General features: G+C 52.3%; 17 protein-coding genes. 16 read left to right on the plus strand and 1 reads right to left on the minus strand.

The genetic code is table 11. The features are described 5' to 3' along the window. The first annotated feature begins 169 nt into the window (after window positions 1-169). From VLH40_08390 to purF, 13 genes are all read left to right on the plus strand, one after another. Entirely contained in the window at window positions 170-607 is a 438-nt protein-coding gene (locus tag VLH40_08390; protein HSV32020.1) for a hydrogenase iron-sulfur subunit, read from the plus strand. Further along, entirely contained in the window at window positions 600-1,538 is a 939-nt protein-coding gene (locus tag VLH40_08395) for a hypothetical protein (GenBank protein HSV32021.1), read from the plus strand. The genes VLH40_08390 and VLH40_08395 overlap by 8 nt, the downstream gene beginning before the upstream one ends. Window positions 1,539-1,548: 10 nt before the next feature. Further along, window positions 1,549-2,553 carry a 4Fe-4S dicluster domain-containing protein gene (locus VLH40_08400; GenBank protein HSV32022.1) on the plus strand — a complete coding sequence of 335 codons (1,005 nt, stop codon included), beginning with the start codon at window positions 1,549-1,551 and terminating at the stop codon, window positions 2,551-2,553. Next, entirely contained in the window at window positions 2,528-3,370 is an 843-nt protein-coding gene (locus VLH40_08405) for an FAD/NAD(P)-binding protein (protein ID HSV32023.1), read from the plus strand. The genes VLH40_08400 and VLH40_08405 overlap by 26 nt, the downstream gene beginning before the upstream one ends. Window positions 3,371-3,388: 18 nt before the next feature. Continuing rightward, a complete protein-coding gene (locus tag VLH40_08410; GenBank protein ID HSV32024.1) occupies window positions 3,389-4,723 on the plus strand; it encodes a folylpolyglutamate synthase/dihydrofolate synthase family protein in 1,335 nt (444 codons plus the stop codon). Further along, window positions 4,717-5,517 (plus strand): dihydropteroate synthase, encoded by an 801-nt coding sequence (locus VLH40_08415; GenBank protein HSV32025.1) that lies wholly within the window; start codon window positions 4,717-4,719, stop codon window positions 5,515-5,517. Before VLH40_08410 ends, VLH40_08415 begins: the two co-directional genes overlap by 7 nt. Window positions 5,518-5,848: 331 nt before the next feature. Beyond that, entirely contained in the window at window positions 5,849-5,992 is a 144-nt protein-coding gene (locus VLH40_08420; GenBank protein HSV32026.1) for a hypothetical protein, read from the plus strand. Between the two features lie 498 nt (window positions 5,993-6,490). Next, complete coding sequence (locus VLH40_08425; protein HSV32027.1) at window positions 6,491-7,327, plus strand: hypothetical protein; 837 nt, start codon at window positions 6,491-6,493, stop codon at window positions 7,325-7,327. A 363-nt stretch (window positions 7,328-7,690) separates the two neighbouring features. Next, window positions 7,691-8,893 (plus strand): Gfo/Idh/MocA family oxidoreductase, encoded by a 1,203-nt coding sequence (locus VLH40_08430; GenBank protein ID HSV32028.1) that lies wholly within the window; start codon window positions 7,691-7,693, stop codon window positions 8,891-8,893. 25 nt (window positions 8,894-8,918) lie between these two features. After that, complete coding sequence (gene purS, locus VLH40_08435; protein ID HSV32029.1) at window positions 8,919-9,188, plus strand: phosphoribosylformylglycinamidine synthase subunit PurS; 270 nt, start codon at window positions 8,919-8,921, stop codon at window positions 9,186-9,188. Continuing rightward, the gene (purQ, locus tag VLH40_08440) at window positions 9,185-9,898 is read left to right on the plus strand and encodes a phosphoribosylformylglycinamidine synthase subunit PurQ (GenBank protein HSV32030.1); all 714 of its coding nucleotides are present in this window, start codon (window positions 9,185-9,187) and stop codon (window positions 9,896-9,898) included. Before purS ends, purQ begins: the two co-directional genes overlap by 4 nt. Continuing rightward, complete coding sequence (purL, locus tag VLH40_08445; GenBank protein HSV32031.1) at window positions 9,895-12,126, plus strand: phosphoribosylformylglycinamidine synthase subunit PurL; 2,232 nt, start codon at window positions 9,895-9,897, stop codon at window positions 12,124-12,126. The genes purQ and purL overlap by 4 nt, the downstream gene beginning before the upstream one ends. 33 nt (window positions 12,127-12,159) lie before the next feature. After that, a complete protein-coding gene (gene purF, locus VLH40_08450) occupies window positions 12,160-13,572 on the plus strand; it encodes an amidophosphoribosyltransferase (GenBank protein HSV32032.1) in 1,413 nt (470 codons plus the stop codon). Between the two features lie 103 nt (window positions 13,573-13,675). Here purF and VLH40_08455 read toward each other — a convergent pair whose 3' ends face one another. Next, complete coding sequence (locus VLH40_08455; protein HSV32033.1) at window positions 13,676-14,152, minus strand: flavodoxin domain-containing protein; 477 nt, start codon at window positions 14,150-14,152, stop codon at window positions 13,676-13,678. Between the two features lie 420 nt (window positions 14,153-14,572). On the opposite strand from VLH40_08455, the gene VLH40_08460 reads away from it, so the two are divergent. The 3 genes from VLH40_08460 to VLH40_08470 all read left to right on the plus strand — a co-directional run bounded on the left by VLH40_08460 (window position 14,573) and on the right by VLH40_08470 (window position 17,429). After that, a complete protein-coding gene (locus tag VLH40_08460) occupies window positions 14,573-14,896 on the plus strand; it encodes a hypothetical protein (protein HSV32034.1) in 324 nt (107 codons plus the stop codon). Further along, window positions 14,886-16,862, plus strand: coding sequence for a V-type ATP synthase subunit I (locus VLH40_08465; GenBank protein ID HSV32035.1), 1,977 nt, complete (start codon window positions 14,886-14,888; stop codon window positions 16,860-16,862). Before VLH40_08460 ends, VLH40_08465 begins: the two co-directional genes overlap by 11 nt. A gap of 90 nt (window positions 16,863-16,952) precedes the next feature. Further along, a complete protein-coding gene (locus VLH40_08470; protein HSV32036.1) occupies window positions 16,953-17,429 on the plus strand; it encodes a V-type ATP synthase subunit K in 477 nt (158 codons plus the stop codon). Window positions 17,430-17,605 lie beyond the last annotated feature (176 nt).

The following is a 17,605-nucleotide window of genomic DNA, read 5'->3' on the forward strand; positions in this document are numbered from 1 at the left end:
GGATCTGCCAATACAAGGCGATTGTGGTTAATGATGCCGAAGGACTGGCGGAGGTCAACGCCGCCCTGTGCAAGGGGTGTGGTCTGTGCAGTGCTACCTGCAAGAGCGGTGCGGTTCGGGTCCATGGCTTTTCCCCCGAACAGCTCATGTCGGAGGTGGAGTTCCTTTTATGAACCGAGAGGATTGGGAACCGAAAATCGTGGCCTTTCTGTGTCATTGGTGTAGTTACGCCGGAGCGGACTTGGCGGGGATCGGGCGTATGCAGTACCCACCCAATGTCCGGGTCATCCGGGTTCCCTGTTCCGGAGCCATCAACCCCCTGTACCTTTTTAAAGCGTTGCGGGAGGGGGCGGATGGGGTGTTGGTCTCCGGCTGTCATCCTGGGGACTGCCATTATATCAGCGGTAACTATTATGCCCGGCGCAAGTTTGTTGTGCTGAAACAATTCCTGGAGTGGTTAGGGTTTGAGCCGGAGCGGATCCAGTTTTCCTGGGTGTCGGCCTCTGAGGGGCAGAAGTTTTCCCAGGTGATTCAGGAGGTGGTCGATAGGGTACGGGAGGTCGGCCCCGCTTGGAAAATGGTCAAGGACTATGTCGGCCATGCTTGAAGAAGTCATTCGGTCAAAGGCGCGTAAACTCCTTGAGGAAAAACGGGTGGACTTGATTATCGGTTGGTCTGAGGGAACTGTTTCTCTAAAAACGGCGCCAAAGCTATGCCGAAAGCCGGAAGATGCTGACCAACTGGTCTGGAATCCTCTGTGTTCGGTCAACCTGGCTCGGTATTTGAAATATTATAAAAAGTCACCGGAAAAAATCGCGGTCCTGGCCAAGGCGTGTGACGCTCGTGCCATCCTGGTTCTCCTGAAGGAAGAACAGATATCCCGGGACCGACTGGTGATTCTTGGCCTACCCTGTTTGGGACTGTTGAATCCGGACCGGGTAGCGGAAGCTCTACCGGGAGCCCGCAGTAGGGATTTGGAATGGAAGGTGGGAAAACTACTTTATCGTGGGCAACCCTGCGACACTTCTCTTCTTATGGAGGAAACCTGCCGGCGTTGCCGTCATCACAACCCGCCTCTGGCGGATGAGGTGATCGGAGAGCCAGTGGGGGAGCCTGGGTACCTTCACGATGATTACCTGGAGCGGTACAACCGTATGGATCCTGGAGAGCGGGAAGCTTTTTTCAACGAAGAAATGACTCGGTGTATTCGGTGTTATGCCTGCCGTAACGCCTGTCCGCTGTGCTATTGCCAGGAATGTTTCGTCGAAAGTACCCGGCCTTTGTGGGTAACCCCCGCCCCGACCCCTTTCGATAACCTCCTCTTTCAGGTCGCGAGGAGCATGCACATGGTCGGACGTTGCGTCGAATGTGGAGCGTGCGAACGGGCTTGTCCGGTAAAGATCCCCATTGCCCTTTTTCCTATTAAAGTTGAGGAAATTGTCCAGGTGGAATACAGTTTTGAAGCCGGATTATCGGAAGAGTCGGCGGCGCCCCTTTTAACTTACCGGGAAAACGATCCCGAAGACTTTATCAAGTGAGGAACGAGATATGGCTTCAGGACAAATCAGTATAGAGTCTTTTAAACAGTGGCTGGCTGGCGCTGGGCCATTAATCGTTACGGAAAAAGTAAAACATCAGGTTGAAGAACTGCTGCCGGTTGACTTTCAGATGGTGAAAAATGTTAAAGAAGCCTTTTTTCCTGCTTGGGAAGTGCTGTACCGATACCGCTGGGCGGACCGGGCCTGGACGATCGATAATGAGACCCCGGTTGTTGAAAACCGGACGCTCCTGGCTCATCCCTGTGAAATCCGGTCGATCGATCAGGTGCTGGACCGGGTGTTTTTGGATGGAAAATATCCAGAAATTTTCTATCGAAATAGAAGAGAGGCGACCTCGGTGGTTGTTTTCGCCTGTCGGGAGCCAGAAGAAACCTGCTTTTGCCGAATGGTGGGAGGGGGGCCCTTTCAAAAACCCGGTGGTGCCCTTCTGGTGGTTCCGGTTCATGCGGGTCTCTACCTGGAGTCCGAAGACCCCGGTTGTTTTTCTGTCTTTGAGAACGCGGAGCCAGCCGGAGATGAACGGCAGGCGGAAATCGAGCGGATTCGCCTGAAAGCGGAATCGCTTATCAAAGACCCCCCCCTGGGGAAAGGGGTTCCTCAAAGGCTTTATGAAGCTTTCGAAGATGAGGTCTGGGAAGAGATCGCCTGGAAATGTTTGAACTGTGGCGCCTGTACGTACCTGTGTCCGACCTGTTATTGTTTCGATATGGTAGTAGATGGGAGACTCCACGGACAACAGATTCGCTCCTGGGACGCCTGCATGTTTCCCCGCTTCACGCTTCATGCCTCAGGACACAATCCGAGGCCCGGTTTTCGGGAGCGGATCAGGCAAAGAGTGCTGCACAAATTTTCCTATTTTCCGATCCGGGAAGGGACATACGGCTGCAGCGGTTGCGGAGCCTGTATCGAGGTCTGCCCGGTCAATTGGGATATCCGTGACGCTGTGAAGAGGATGGTGAGCAAGATTGGTGAATGCCGCTGCCCAAGCCCGTAATGTGTATTTACCGGCTCTTTTGTCTATTAAGGAAATCATTTCTGAGACACAGGACATCAAAACCTTCCGTCTGGGCATCAAGGAACGGGTTTTCTCTTATGAGCCGGGGCAGTTTGCCGAAGTGTTCGTTCCCGGGGTAGGGGAAGCACCGATCTCGATCACATCCTCACCTACCCAGGAAGGCATTATCGAATTCAGTATCAAACGGGCCGGAACAGTCACGGAAGCCATCCATCGCCTCAACACCGGCGACCTCCTGGGTGTGCGTGGCCCATACGGCCGGGGATTTCCGATCGAAGAAATGCATGGTAAGCCGCTTCTCTTTATTGCCGGGGGAATCGGCTTAGCCCCGCTGCGCTCTTTGATCAATTATGTTCTTGATGAAAAAAAGCGGGGTGAGTTCGCCGAAGTCATCATTCTCTATGGTGCTCGTACCCCAAAAGACCTGGTCTTTCGGTGGGAATTGGAGAAATGGAAACAACGCGGGGATATCAGGTTGATTATTACGGTCGACCGCGCAGATATGGACTGGCCGGGTCGGGTAGGACTGGTTCCCGTCGTTCTCAGGGAGGATGTGGAGTTGAAAGCCGCGAATTGGAAGACCATCACCTGTGGCCCTCCCATCATGATCAAGTTTACGATCAAGGCTCTCCGGGAGATGGGTTTTGCCCCCCGCGACATTATTACCACCCTCGAGATGCGGATGAAATGCGGTTTGGGAAAATGTGGCCGCTGTAATATCGGTCCCCACTATGTGTGTACTGATGGACCGGTGTTTACCTTTGAACAGCTGCGCACGATGCCGGAAGAATACTGATAAACTGGGAGGATATGCGTGAATTATCCGGAGAGCCTTCAATACCTCTATCGCCTCATCAATTATGAAAAAACTGATTTTACCTATACGGATCTCAAGCTAGACCGGATGCGGGAACTGGTCGAGCGGATGGGAAACCCCCAAAAGGACTTTCCCCTGGTTCTGGTAGCCGGCTCAAAGGGAAAAGGTAGTACCTCTTATTACCTGGAGCGGATCCTGGCTGACAGCGGATTCCGGACTGGTTTGTTCGTCAAACCGCACCTGATCAGCTTTCGGGAAAGGATCCGGTATAATGGCGAATTAATCTCCCCTGCTGACTTGGCTTCTTTGGTTAGCGATGTCGTTCCGGTCGTCGAGGCTATGGGAGAGGGATCCCCCTGGGGTAAACCGACTTATTTCGAAGTATCGGTAGCCTTGGCGTTTCGTTATTTTCAAGACAAGCAGGTAGAAAGAGCGGTGGTGGAAGTTGGTCTAGGCGGTCGGCTCGACGCCACCAACGTGGCTGATCCCTCATTGACCGTCATCACTCCGGTGAGTCTCGATCACGCCGATATCCTGGGAGACACTCTGCCCGAGATCGCCAGGGAAAAAGCCGGTATATTACGTTCCTCCGTACCCTGCGTGCTGGGTAGACAGGTTGCCGAGGTGGATGAGACATTGGGCCGAATTGCTTCTGTGGGCAACGTTCCGCTGATCCGGTTCACTGAGCGTTGCCGCTTTCAGATCACCGACCGTAGCTTTCAGGGATCACGGTTTATTTGGAGATGGTCAGGTGGACCCGAGCAAGAAACATTTCTTCCCTTGGCCGGAGATCACCAAGTGGAAAATTTCCTGACCGCTTTGCTGGCCGCAAATATTTGGGGAGTGACTCCGGATTTTCCCGCTTTTCAGGAAGAACTCAATCAGATGTACTGGCCAGGCCGGATTCAAATGCTTTCCGAGAAGCCTCCGGTTCTGTTTGATGTAGCCCATAACCAAGCCTCGTTCAGTTATCTCCTGGATACACTCAAACGCTATTACGGTTTTAACCGGGCGGTCTTTTTATTGGGGTTTTTAACCGGCAAGGATTTTCCCGGAATTGGAGAGGAAATCAAGCGGTTTGGCGGGGACGTTTTTCTGACCACCCCGTTCAGCCCCAAAGCGGCTTATCCGGAAGAAATCGCCCCCTATTTCCAGGGACCGACCACCCGAGTTCAGGTGGTGAAAGAACCCTATGCCGCCCGGAAACAGGCGATTGATCTGGCGGAATGCCAGGATCTGCCTCTGGTGGTCGCTGGGTCATTTTATCTTTCGACCCTGTTTAACGAAGCTCTCGGAAAAGGTATTAAAAGGGAGGAGATGGAACGATGCTGATTGTTGCCGAGCGAATCAACGCCACTCGAAAATCCATTCGGGAGGCTCTGGAAAAAAAAGACACTGATTTCTTCGTACAGGAAGCGCAACGACAATCCCAGGCCGGAGCGCATTATATCGACCTGAATGCCGGGACCGAGGCGACGCGGGAAGTGGACGACCTCAAGTGGCTGGTGGAGGTAGTGCAGGATGTAGTCGCGATACCTGTATGTCTGGATTCAGCCAACGACCGGGCCCTGGAGGAAGCGCTGAAAGTATACCGGAAAAAAGAGGTCATGATCAATTCTTTTACTGCGGAAAAAGAACGGATCGAGGTTCTTTTGCCTATAGCTAGAGACTCCGGAGCAGACGTGGTGGGCTTGGCCATGGGAGAGGGAGGCATCCCTCAGTCGGTCGGGGATCGCATGAAGTTGGTCGACGTTTTGGTTGAAGCCTGCGATCAATACGGGATTGACCTGGGGAAACTGTGGATCGATCCTCTGGTGGTTCCCATAGGAACCGATCAGAATCAGGGAAGAATTTTCCTGGAAACTCTGGTAGCCATACCGGCGAAATATCCAAAAGTGCGGACTATCTGCGGATTGAGTAACATTTCCTTCGGGATGCCCAACCGCAAGTTGATTAACCGGGCCTTTGCCGGGCTGTGTGTAGGATATGGCCTCGGTGGAGCTATCATCGACCCCCTGGATCGGAGCCTCATGTCTATTCTCTACGCCTCCGAAGCCCTCATGGGCCAGGACGAATTCTGCATGAATTATCTGGGGGCTTTTCGCTCCGGGTGTCTGGAGAAATAACGAATTTTTAAAAAGGCGGCTGCGCGGCCGCCTTTTGAAAAATAGCGGTCTTTAGTATGGCGGACCACTCGGTTGTTCTGTGATTCGGCGATATAGGTATCATCGGATTCATGAACGACTGCTGCGGTAGGGTTGTTGAACTGGCCATCCTCTGAGCCCGGGGAGCCCCCACTGGTGATGGAATTGCCGTCGCTGTCGAACTTTTGTACTCGATTATTTCCCCCTCTCGGCTACATAGACAAATCCCCTGGCTATTTACCACCTACTCTTGGCGTTCATACTCTTCCAGTATAGCGGCTATTCTAAATGGATCGGGAGGAACATCTGTGATTTGAAACTGTCCTGCTTGGTCAGTCACTACCGAAATCCCCGCCTCAGGAAGGGTAAGGATGACATCGGGCAGCGCTTGGTTATTGGAGGCACCCATGATCGTTCCGGCAATGAAACCACCCTCCTGGGCAACTCCCTGGGATAGGCCGCCAATAATACAAAGAAAATAGTAACCAGAATCGGTATCCAAAGATTATAAGAACATTTAGACAAACTCTCCCTTCTCGGGGTGATGCCAGTAGAACAATTAACATCTCCAGAAATATTTTTTGATTCTGCTGCAATAAGTAATTTTGCTGCAAAAGAACGAAGGAAGCCTGGGCCCAAGCTGCCTAAATCAGCCGCCGAAATCACCGCGTTTTCGCAGCAAAAAGGCCAAGGATGGTCTTTTCAGCATCACTGCAACCAGACGTGGTCATTGATGCGTGTGAGAAAATACCAGATGAGGCGGGGCTGATGGCAACGGGGCCTCGCTGAAATGAGTTTTTGCAGCAAAGTCTTTTTTTTAAAAAATGAACCGAAAGGGTACAATGGAGTATACCGTTACCAAGAGCCACCGGTTCGGAAAATTGAAGTCAAAAAAGTCCGTGACCATTATAGCGGAAATTTCAATCAAACGTGAGTAAGGGATGGAGTGGGGGACATGCTGAAGCGGAGTATTTTTATAGTTTTTTTGTTCAGTTTGGTTTTATTTTGTTTTCTTTTGCCGGTTCATGCGGAGGTCATCCTCGATTTTGCTCTGTGTAAGGGCTTGGATCAGGACGGGTTACCCCTGGAGAGGGTTGACAAGTTCAGTTCGGAGGACGAGTTGGTCATGTGCTGGATATTTTTGGAAAGTGTCCGGGCTGGGGATGAACTCCTCTGGAAATTTACCGACCCGGAGGGGAGGGCGTTTGAAAGTATCTTTGTGGCCGAACGGGACAAGCAGTATGTGGGGGCTAAAGGAGAACTGCATTTGGCTCAGTTATCCAACCTGATTCAGCCGGGCTATTGGCGGGTCAGTTTTTATTTTAACGGGTTGAAGAGCCTGGAACTTGGTTTTGAAGTTGTCGGGAGCGATATTCTCGCCAGCCAGGATATGGAAGAAAAACTTACCCGCACCAGAGACCTGTTGAGCGAATTTGGTTATATGGTTCTAGAGATCAACGTCACTGATGGGAATCAGTCCTTCCTCCGGATGGAAGCCTTTGCAGAAACGCTTTCTCAAGCCTTCTGGAACCAATTGGGGATGGGCTTTGAAGCCCTTCACCGTTTACTGCCCGAATTCGAATGGTATATGGTGCAATTGGTCTGGGAGGACCGCTATGTCCTCAGTTTCCAGGTGAGGGCCAGGGACTTTGAAATGTGGCGCGTCGGACATTTAAGCGCAGACGAGTTCTGGAAGAACAAAGTGATCCGGTATGTGTACGATTTGATCGCCAGGCAGGACATCCCTGATGTCCGGCAATTTTATATGGAACAGTTCGGGGTGATTTATTGAAGGTATAAGCACCGGCCGTTCATTTCCAGCGAAACTTCCGGTATAATGATGCCGGGAGTTTTCCCATCGAAGTGTGTGATATTCCTCTTTTGCCTGGAAAGTTTTTTCACGCTTTTTATCAAAACCTGTTCTCTCTTTGGGGAGAAAGTTCTGCTTTGGGGGCAGGGGTTTTGGGCTTTATCACGGGATCAAGTGCGATTGAGCTGAGCGAATAAAACGGAGGGATGACTCAGTTGATAAATCCGCCGGATGAACCATGTACCGTGAGGCTGGCCCTATGCGCCTGATCGTGGCCGCTCTGCCGTTGCAAATTTTCCGGTCTCCGTAATTATTCGTGAGAACCGGTTACCAGGAGGTGCGTAGATGAGTGAAAAAGTGGGTTTTGTTTCGATGGGAGATGTGAAGGGAGCGGTGGAGAATATCCCGGAAATTGGCATAGGAATGCTGGGATATGCCTTTATGGGGAAAGCTCATACTAATGCTTTGAAAAAATATCCCTATATTTTTTGGCCCCCGGTGGCCTATCCGAAGTTGGTGGCCATTTCTGGGCGGAACGAGCAGGCGGTCAAGGAGGCGAAACTTCGGTACGGGTATGGAGCTACCTACCGGGATTGGAAGGCTATGGTGGAAAACCCAGGTGTCGAGATCTTGGATAACTCCGGACCGAACCACCTCCATGCCGAACCTTCGATCTATGCCCTTTCGATCGGGAAACATGTTTTGTGTGAGAAACCGCTGGCCGGGACGGTAGAGGAGGCCCGGGCCATGTGGGAAGCCTCCTCCCGTTCGAAGGCAAAAAACATGACCTGTTTCAACTATCGCTTTGTCCCGGCGTTGCGGATGGTCAGAGACTTTATCCAGGCTGGAAAACTGGGAGAAATTTATCATTTCCGAGCGCAGTATCTTCAGGAATGGATCATGGATCCAAATTTCCCCATGATTTGGCGCTTGGAAAAAAGCACGGCCGGGTCGGGGGCCCTGGGTGACCTGGGTGCGCATATTATTGATTTGGCCCGTTTTCTGATCGGGGAAATCGGTTCGGTGAGCGGGCTGGTCCGGACCTTCATCAAAGAAAGACCGACAGTTGAAGATCCATCGAAAAAACTGCCGGTGACCGTCGATGACGCTTTTGTATCGATCGTGGAGTTTGCCAACGGGGCCATCGGTACGCTGGAAGCCTCCCGATTCTGCGCGGGACGGAAAAACGGTCAATTTTTGGAAATCAACGGGTCACTGGGCTCCATCCGTTTCAGCCTTGAGGACTTAAACCGACTCGAGGTCTACCTTCAAAACGAAGAGCCGAAAATATTTCAGGGATTTCATAATGTTTTGGTTACCGAGAGTTTTCATCCTTATTGGGACAAGTGGTGGCCGCATGGACACATCATCGGTTGGGAACATACATTCGTCCATGTGTTTGCCCACTTTCTGGATGCGATTGTCAACAACAAAGAAATCGCACCCTATGGGGCCACCTTTGAGGACGGCTACCGTTGTGCGGTAATTTGTGATGCGATCGAGCGTACCAGCCGGAGTGGGAAGAGGGAATATATCTCTTACGCTTGAAGAAGTTCAATAGAAGGAGATCATAATGGAGTACATCGGGAGAATCACCGTCACCCTGAAAGAGGGCGTATTCGATCCTCAGGGGGTCACGATCAAAAATGCTTTACATTCCCTCGCTTTTGCCGGGATTAGGGAGGTTCGGACCGGCAAGTATTTCGAAGCCGTCTGCCAAGCCGCTGACCTGCCTGAAGCCGAGGCAGCAATCGATTCGATGTGTGCCCGGCTTCTGGCCAACCCGGTGATCGAAAAGTATACATTCACCGTTGACCGTATTTCCGGTGAAACTGTTTTATGAAGTTCGGAATCGTAGTCTTTCCCGGGTCAAATTGCGACCACGATTGTTTTTACGTTTTAGACCGGGTTCTTGCCCAGGAAACAGTCTATCTCTGGCACCGGAACCAGGATCTCGAGGGGTGTGAATGTGTGGTGCTGCCGGGCGGCTTCAGCTATGGAGACTATTTGCGGACCGGCGCCATTGCCCGGTTTTCTCCGATTATGGAATCGATAGCCTCTTTTGCCCGAGCCGGAGGTCTGGTACTGGGAATCTGTAACGGATTCCAGGTGCTGGTGGAAACTGGATTGCTCCCCGGAGCGCTTCTCCCCAACCGGCAGGGTCTTTTTATCTGCCGCCCCGCTCACCTGCGGGTCGAGAATATCAACACTCCTTTTACTAACCTTTTTGTGCCCGGTGAAGTGGTCTCCATTCCGATTGCCCATCAACAGGGAAACTACTTTGTGTCTCGGGAAACTCTTGCCGGTCTGGAGCGGAACGGCCACGTCCTCTTTCGGTACTGCGGGCCGGACGGTCAAATCGCTGACCGATGGAATCCCAACGGTTCGATGTCCGCCGCGGCGGGGATTCTTTCCCGGGAAGGGAATATCCTGGGGATGATGCCTCATCCGGAACGTTCGTCCGAAGATATCCTCGGTTCCCGAGACGGCCGAAGGGTGTTTTTATCCATTATAAATTGGTTTGAAAATAAGCGTAACGGAGAAAACCGATGATTGATAGAAAGCCGGCTACGATTGCCCGGGAACTTGGTTTACGTGAGGAGGAGTATCACCGGGTGTGTTCAATACTGAACCGGGAACCGACTCCGACGGAATTGGCCATGTTTTCGGTGGAATGGTCAGAGCACTGTGGATACCCTCATTCCCGACGTTGGTTCGAACTCTTTCCCCGGGAAGGGGCGTTTCCCAGCCTGATCGGAGAAGACGCCGGCGGGATCGTTCACGACGGCATAGCCATCGTCTTCAAGATGGAAAGCCACAATCACCCTTCTCAGGTGGAACCCCGCCAAGGGGCAGCCACCGGAATCGGGGGAATCATCCGGGATATTTTTGGAAGCGGTGCCCGGCCGATCGCCTGCTTGGACAGTCTCCGTTTCGGTCCAGTCACGAACGCTCATTCCCGGCATGTCTTTCAGAGGGTTGTTGAGGGGATTGCCTTTTATGGCAACTGTGTCGGCGTTCCCACCGTGGCCGGTGAAGTCTCCTTTTTTCCCTGCTACCAGGGGAACTGTTTGGTCAATGTGATGTGTGTCGGATTGGCAGCCAGGGAAAGTCTGGCCAAAGCTTGGGCGAAGGGTGTGGGAAACGTGATTTTGTATGCGGGGAACCGGACCGGACGGGACGGGATAGGCGGCTGCAGCATCCTCGCTTCCCAGGAATTCGGTGTGAATGAGGAGAAGCGGCCCAGCGTCCAGATTGGTGACCCCTTTACCGAAAAATGCCTGATTGAGGCGACATTAGAGGCTCTCGAGCATGGCTCTGTGGTCGGGATCAAGGACATGGGCGCGGCCGGGTTGACCTGCTCGGCCAGCGAGATGGCCGCCTCCGGAGAGTGCGGAGTGACCATCGACCTCGCCCGGGTACCCATGCGCGAGGAGCGTATGGAGCCCTGGGAAATCATGATGTCCGAATCACAGGAACGGATGCTGTTATGCGTGGAACGTGGTCGGGAAAAGGAAATCCTGGATATTTTTCATAAGTGGGGTCTGGAATCGGCGGTCATCGGATGGGTAACGGAAGGCGATCATATCACTGTGCTGTCGGGAGAAACGGTGGTGGCCGATATCCCCGCCCGGGAACTGGTCAACCCGCCTCAGTACACCCCTCCCGCCGCACCTCCCGATTACCTGGCACGGATCAATGGGGGTGCCTGGCGCACCATTCCTGTGCCTCCGGATCTGAACGAGGTCTTACGCCGGCTGGTGGTTTCACCGAACCTGGTATCCCGGAAATGGGTTTTTCAGCAGTACGACCATATGGTCGGAATAAATACCGCCCGGCTCCCCGGGACTGGGACGGTTGTACTGCGGGTCAAGGAAAAAACCTGGGGGATTGCCGTGACGACCGACTGTAATCCTTTGTGGTGCTATCTCGATCCCCGGGAAGGGGCGAAGGCCGCTGTGGCGGAAGCAGCCAGAAATCTGGCTTCCTGTGGAGCGAGACCCGCCGGCGTCACCGATTGCCTGAACTTCGGTAATCCTCAGAAAAGCGACCGATATTGGCAGTTCATCGAGTCGGTCAGGGGTTTGAGTGAAGCCTGCCGGGCCTTTGATCTTCCGGTGGTCAGTGGCAATGTTTCCTTCTATAACGAAAGTCCGGATGGCCCCATCTTTCCCACCCCCACCGTTGGAATGGTCGGGATCATCGATGACGTGAACCAGGCGATCAGTGCGTTCTTTGGAGGGAAAGACCATTTGGTGGCTCTCTTGGGCGAAACCCGGGAAGATCTGGGGGGCAGCGAATACTTGCGGTTTTACCACAATAGGGAAGAAGGGCCGATAGCTCCTGTTGATCTCTCCTTCGAGAAGAATCTTCAGGAACTTTTAAGAGAGGCGGCAGAAAAAAAACTCCTTTTATCGGCCAATGACCTCAGCGAGGGCGGACTGGCGCTGGCTCTTCTCGAAAGCGCCTTATGCGGCGACAGACCGATCGGGGTTGTCGTGGACCTGGCCGGGTTATCACCCATTCGGAAAGACGCCCTTGTATTCGGAGAAAGTCCCGGGCGAGTCCTGGTCTGTCTTCATTCAGATAATTGGCCGGCTTTATCCGCGCTGGCCAAAACCCACCATGTCCCCTTATTCTCTCTGGGGAAAACCGGCGGAAAAGATTTGATCATCAAAATAGGCGGGCGATCTTTGATCCACCTTTCCCTGGAGGACCTGGCCCGGGCTTGGAACGGTGAGGCTGTTTTGGCCGACGGTAGCGAGGGATCGATGGAATGAGCGGTCATCCGTTGTACCAAGAGAGGCGAAACGATGTCGCTTCATGAAAAATGCGGAGTATTCGGGACATACGGGATCAAAGACGCCGCCCGGGTGGTGCAGATGGGCCTTCTTTCTCTGCAGCATCGCGGTCAGGAAAGTGCCGGAATCGTGGTCACCGATGGCAGGACCTTCCTGGAACGGAAGGGGAGCGGGCTGGTTTCCGAAGTCCTGACCGCAGAGACACTGTCCAGCCTGAAAGGGCATATTGCCCTGGGACACGTGCGCTATTCGACCACTGGTTCATCTTCGAGCAGGAACATCCAGCCGTTTCTGGGCGAGTGCCGTTACGGGAGCCTGGCCGTCGCGCATAACGGCAATCTCACCAATACTCTTGCCCTTTGGAAAAAGTTGAGCCGGGACGGTGCCGTATTTCAATCCTCCATGGATACCGAAATGCTCCTGCATCTTATTGCCCGCAGCCGCTTCGACGGGTTGGAAGATGCCATAAAAGAAGCACTATGGCAAATCCGCGGGGCCTTGTCGGCGGCGATCATGTCCAGAGATCGCCTGGTAGCGGTTCGGGACCCCTGGGGCTTTCGCCCCCTTGCGCTTGGCAGAAAGGACGGCGGCTACCTGGTGAGTTCGGAGACCTGCGCTCTCGAGGTGACCGATGCCGAATTTATTCGGGAAATCGAACCGGGTGAAATGCTGGTTATCGATAAAAACGGTCCCCGGTCGTTTTTTTACGCTCATTCCCGGCGCAAGGCCTTTTGTTTTTTTGAATTGATTTATTTCTCCCGTCCTGACAGTATTTGTTTTGGAGAAAGCGTGTATCAGGTTCGGAAAAATCTGGGAACAATGCTGGCCCGCCAGGAAGACCAGGAGGCGGACATGGTAATCCCCGTCCCGGAGTCGGGGATCTATGCCGCGCTTGGATTCAGCAAAGAGTCGGGACTACCTCTGGAATTCGGTTTGGTTCGGAACTCCTATATCGGCAGGACGTTCATTCGACCTGGTCAGGAAAATCGGGAATGGGCCGTCCGTATGAAGCTTGATCCGGTCAAACAACTGATCCAGGGGAAACGTATTATCGTCATTGAAGATTCCATCGTCCGGGGAAGCACTTCGCGGCGGCGGATCGCGACGCTCAAGGAAGCGGGCGCCCGGGAGGTTCATATGCGGGTTACTTCTCCACCGCATGCCCACCCCTGTTATTACGGTATTGATTTTCCCACCCGGGAGGAACTGATCGCCGGGCACAAGAACTGCCAGGGGGTTATGGAAGCGCTGGGGCTTGACAGCTTACGGTATGTCACTGTACAGAACCTCATGGAAAGCTTGCCCGGCGGAGGGGGTCATAACTATTGTTATGCCTGTTTCGATGGCGATTATCCGGTCATTCCAGACAAAGGCTTGGGGAAGACCGCCCTGGAAACAACGGATCGGCTGTGCCTTTCCCAATAGACCCATGACGGCAGTGGCGATAGCGCTGCGGAGAAAGCACTCCTTGAACTGGAAAGGTTAATGCCAGGGCGACCGCCCACCGTAGGTATTTTCAGGAAATGGGTCAGCTAGTCCGGTGGTTTTTAGTCAACCGGGCCAACTCGCGGGCATAGGTGATACATTCTTCCTCAGCCCTCGTATCCACCGAACCGACGGCCACCGGTCCGTAATGACTTCCTTTGGATATCCCCTTAACCACCATTCCATGAATGAGGAGAGCGCCGATGATGGACATGATGGTGGTCTCGTTTCCGCCAGCGAGGTTGGCCGAGGACGAAAAGGCTCCGCCGATTTTTCCGTCGAGAGCGCGGTGGAACTGGACGCTGTCATCAAGGAATGCCTTCACTTCGGCCGCCATGGTTCCATAATAGGTTGGTGAACCGATGATAATTAGGTCATATTCTTTCAGGGAAGAGACTTCACAGTTACTAGGTTCCCGGAGGTCAGTTGGGATTCCCTCGCCTTCCAAGGTTTTCCCGATGATCTCGGCCATTTTATGGGTTGTACCGGTACGGGTGTGATACAGTACCAACGCTTTCATGGTATCCACCTCTGTGCGTAAGGACGTATGGAGCATAGAACATTGTATCACAGGAGTTAACCGATCGGTATCCGACGGTAACGTTTACGAAAATAGAGGATATTGTTTTATTTGCAGAGGATAAATCCGTTTGGTTACTGGAATCGCGGTGCTATAATCGGACCGAATCCGGAATGTCTTCTTTGAGAATGCTCTTTTGCGGCCTGTATTTGGCAACATAGTTTATCCTATGTTATCGATTGTCGGTAGGGAGAGTATGAGAGAGATGAATATTTCTCGTTGCTCCTTTTCTTTCCGGGGCATTGTTGATATTTTTACCCTATATACCGGTCAAGAGAGTCTGTTGAAATGGAATGGTGTCTTTGTTAGTATACTTTTATTAAAATACCCTGTTATTCTTGGATCCAGGAGGTTGGCACTGTGGTTACCGATGCGGTAAAAAGAATACGGGAACTGGAGCAGATCAAAGAGCGGGAAATTCAGAACGCGGAACGGGAAGCGGCGCAGATCTTGGCTCAATTGGATAATACCATTGAAGAGTATCGGCCGGCGCGTCTTCGTGAAGTGGAAGAAATGGCTGCTCGAGAACGGGAGAAAATGCTCCGTAATACCGAACTGAGCACACAAAAGATTATCGACAGGTACGAAGAAGAAGCCGAACGGCTGCGCCAGCTGGTATCCAAAAGGATCGATCGGGCGGTGGCGGTGCTTTTACAATCCCTGGAGGATCAGTATGGCCATTAAAAAAATGCAGCGGGTAGATATTCTGGTTCATCAAAGCCTGCGCGACGAAACCTTCCATCTTCTCCAGAATATGGGGGTTTTGGAGATTACAGTCAGTGAAAAAACCGAAGATGAGCTTCATGCGTCTGAAGAGATTCGTTTTGAAGAGTTGGAACACAATCTTGGGGAAATACGATCGGCCCTGGATTTTATTTCGAAATACAGCGAGAAAAAACCTTCACCACTCGAAAACTTCTTTCCACCCCGCCTTGCTATCAGCCGGGAAGACTTTCTCAATCAATGCTTCAACTATTCGGTGGTCGCTTTTGATTGTGCCCAGCTTGAGGAAAAATTAAACCGTGTTCGAACCGGGATCAACCGACTGTCGGCCAACCTTGAGTTCCTGAGAAAAATAGCTTGGGTACCGGTTGCCCTGGAGGATCTCGGAACAACCCGAGAAAGCCGTTCTCTCCTTTTGGAAATGGACCTGGAAAAAATAAAACAGCTTAAGGAGCACCTGCAATCACTCGGTACGGAATGGCACCTTGAGAGCTTCCCGGGCAATGGAAAGAGGCATTTGGTTTTGGTCGTCGTCCATCGGGTTTGGTGGGAACGCCTCGAATCCTATCTTCAGGAATCCTCACTGACACCCATCACACTTCCGCAAGCTTTCGAAGGGACGCCGGCGGAAGCCATACAAAAAATTCAGAATAAAATCGTCTCTCTCGAGCAAGACCGGGAGCAATTGATTGAAGAAGTCCGGACACGCCAAAAACACGAACAGGAGCTCAAAATAAGCTACGACTTTTTGGAAAGCGTTCTCGAACAGCGCCGGAAAGAGGCGATGGCGCTCAAAACTCTGGAAACCTGTCAGATCAGTGGTTGGGCCCGGGCGGAAGATATCCCCAGGCTGGAAAAGCAACTCACCCATCTCGGTCGGGAATGGGTGCTTTTTCACCGGGATCCCCGGAATGATGAGGTGGTGCCGATCGAACTGAAGAACAACTCGTGGGTGAACAATTTCAGTGTCCTGACACATCTGTATGGTCTACCAAACTATTCAGAAATAGATCCAACACCTCTGGTGGCCATATTCTTCTTTCTCTTTTACGGTTTGTGCTTGGGGGACGTGATCTATGGGGTCGTTCTGGCCTTAGCCGGGTTTATTGCCCCAGCTATACTCAAAATTCCGGCATCCAGCAAGCTGTTTTTCCGGATGTTGGCTTGGGGAGGGATCGCTTCGATCGCCGTAGGCCTTTTGACCGGCTCCTGGCTGGGAGATTTTTTCAGCTTTCCTCCTCCGGCGCTATCCTTTCTGGGATCGATCCGCTCGGCGCTCATGGTGATCGACCCATTGATCAACCCGTTACCTATGCTTATCGGGTCCCTGCTCATCGGAATATTTCAGATTTTGGTCGGCATTTTCACCGGCTTTCTCAAGGAATGGAAACGGGGCAACCGCCTGGTAGCGATCATGGATCGCTTGAGCTGGTTTATTTTCATTATCGCCATCCTTCTGTATATAGCCTCGATGGCTTTTGTCCCCGGGTTGCGGACAGCGGCGACGGCGCTGGTGGTGGTCATGGTGGTCTTTTTGATAGCAACCCAGGGCCGCACCAAGAAAAATCCGATAATGAAGGTCCTTTCCGGAATTATGAGTCTTTACGGGCTGGTCAGTTACCTGGGGGATGTTCTTTCGTATTCCCGGTTGTTTGCTCTGGGGCTGGCTACGACCATCGTCGCTGTTCTGGCCCGGACGTTGGCCGAGCTCTTCGGGGGTGCGCCCTATATCGGCTGGTTGATCGGTTTGTTCGTTTTTCTCCTGTTCCATTTGTTCAACATTGCGATGAGCGGGTTGGGTGCTTTTGTACATTCCGCTCGCCTCGTGTATGTCGAATTTTTTACCAAATTTTATGAATCAGGTGGTAAGAAATTCCAGCCGTTTTCCTATAAAACCAAGTATGTCAGGTTCGCAGACAAGACTTAGCCTGAGCGCTTCTAAGTCGGTTAAGATTCATTGGCGCTGCTGAGATTTTCATTTTGATTGAGAATAAACTAAAGGGGGTATTATGCAGCTATGGAATTCAATGGACTAGTTTTTTCCATACTCGGATCAGCACTCGCAGTCGGTTTGGCCGGAATCGGTTCGGCGATGGGCGTCGGGATAGCGGGTGAGGCGGGAGCCGGAGTTATGACCGAAGACCCGGATAAATTTGGGCAAATCTTATTGTTACAGGCTCTCCCTGGAACACAGGGAATTTATGGACTACTCGCCGGCTTCTGGGTTTTGATTAAGTTAAACCTCTTTGCCGGAGAGCCACTGGCCGTAACCACTGCACAGGGGCTGCAGATCATGTTTGCCTGTTTACCCATTGCCCTCGTGGGTTTGATATCCGGGATTTATCAGGGAAAAACCTCGGCGGCCTGCATCGGTCTGATCGCCCGCCGACCTGAGGAAACCGGTAAAGCGATAATCCTTCCGGCAATGGTCGAAACCTATGCCGTTCTTTCGTTGCTGGCTACCATTCTCCTTCTGAATTCCATACGGGTTTAGGGGCCCTTTAGTAATGGCTCTCAAAGATATTTTGAGCCGCATTGAACTGGACACGGAAAAACGAAAACGTTCGATTCTTTCTGACGCTCGGGATGAAACCGCAAGCCGGCTTGAGCGGGCTAAGCGCTCTATCGATAAAGAAGCTGAAGGGCTGTTCCAAAAACGGAAGAGAGAGG

The organism is Atribacteraceae bacterium (genome assembly GCA_035477455.1).
GTDB lineage: Bacteria > Atribacterota > Atribacteria > Atribacterales > Atribacteraceae > DATIKP01.

What these genes read in the sequence shown, in the direction of transcription:
- VLH40_08390 (HSV32020.1), top strand. Translation starts at nt 170, where the DNA reads ATGAACCGAGAGGATTGGGAACCGAAAATCGTGGCCTTTCTGTGTCAT.
- VLH40_08395 (HSV32021.1), top strand. Translation starts at nt 600, where the DNA reads ATGCTTGAAGAAGTCATTCGGTCAAAGGCGCGTAAACTCCTTGAGGAA.
- VLH40_08400 (HSV32022.1), top strand. Translation starts at nt 1,549, where the DNA reads ATGGCTTCAGGACAAATCAGTATAGAGTCTTTTAAACAGTGGCTGGCT.
- VLH40_08415 (HSV32025.1), top strand. Translation starts at nt 4,717, where the DNA reads ATGCTGATTGTTGCCGAGCGAATCAACGCCACTCGAAAATCCATTCGG.
- VLH40_08425 (HSV32027.1), top strand. Translation starts at nt 6,491, where the DNA reads ATGCTGAAGCGGAGTATTTTTATAGTTTTTTTGTTCAGTTTGGTTTTA.
- VLH40_08430 (HSV32028.1), top strand. Translation starts at nt 7,691, where the DNA reads ATGAGTGAAAAAGTGGGTTTTGTTTCGATGGGAGATGTGAAGGGAGCG.
- purS (HSV32029.1), top strand. Translation starts at nt 8,919, where the DNA reads ATGGAGTACATCGGGAGAATCACCGTCACCCTGAAAGAGGGCGTATTC.
- purQ (HSV32030.1), top strand. Translation starts at nt 9,185, where the DNA reads ATGAAGTTCGGAATCGTAGTCTTTCCCGGGTCAAATTGCGACCACGAT.
- purL (HSV32031.1), top strand. Translation starts at nt 9,895, where the DNA reads ATGATTGATAGAAAGCCGGCTACGATTGCCCGGGAACTTGGTTTACGT.
- purF (HSV32032.1), top strand. Translation starts at nt 12,160, where the DNA reads ATGTCGCTTCATGAAAAATGCGGAGTATTCGGGACATACGGGATCAAA.
- VLH40_08455 (HSV32033.1), bottom strand. Translation starts at nt 14,152, where the DNA reads ATGAAAGCGTTGGTACTGTATCACACCCGTACCGGTACAACCCATAAA.
- VLH40_08465 (HSV32035.1), top strand. Translation starts at nt 14,886, where the DNA reads ATGGCCATTAAAAAAATGCAGCGGGTAGATATTCTGGTTCATCAAAGC.
- VLH40_08470 (HSV32036.1), top strand. Translation starts at nt 16,953, where the DNA reads ATGGAATTCAATGGACTAGTTTTTTCCATACTCGGATCAGCACTCGCA.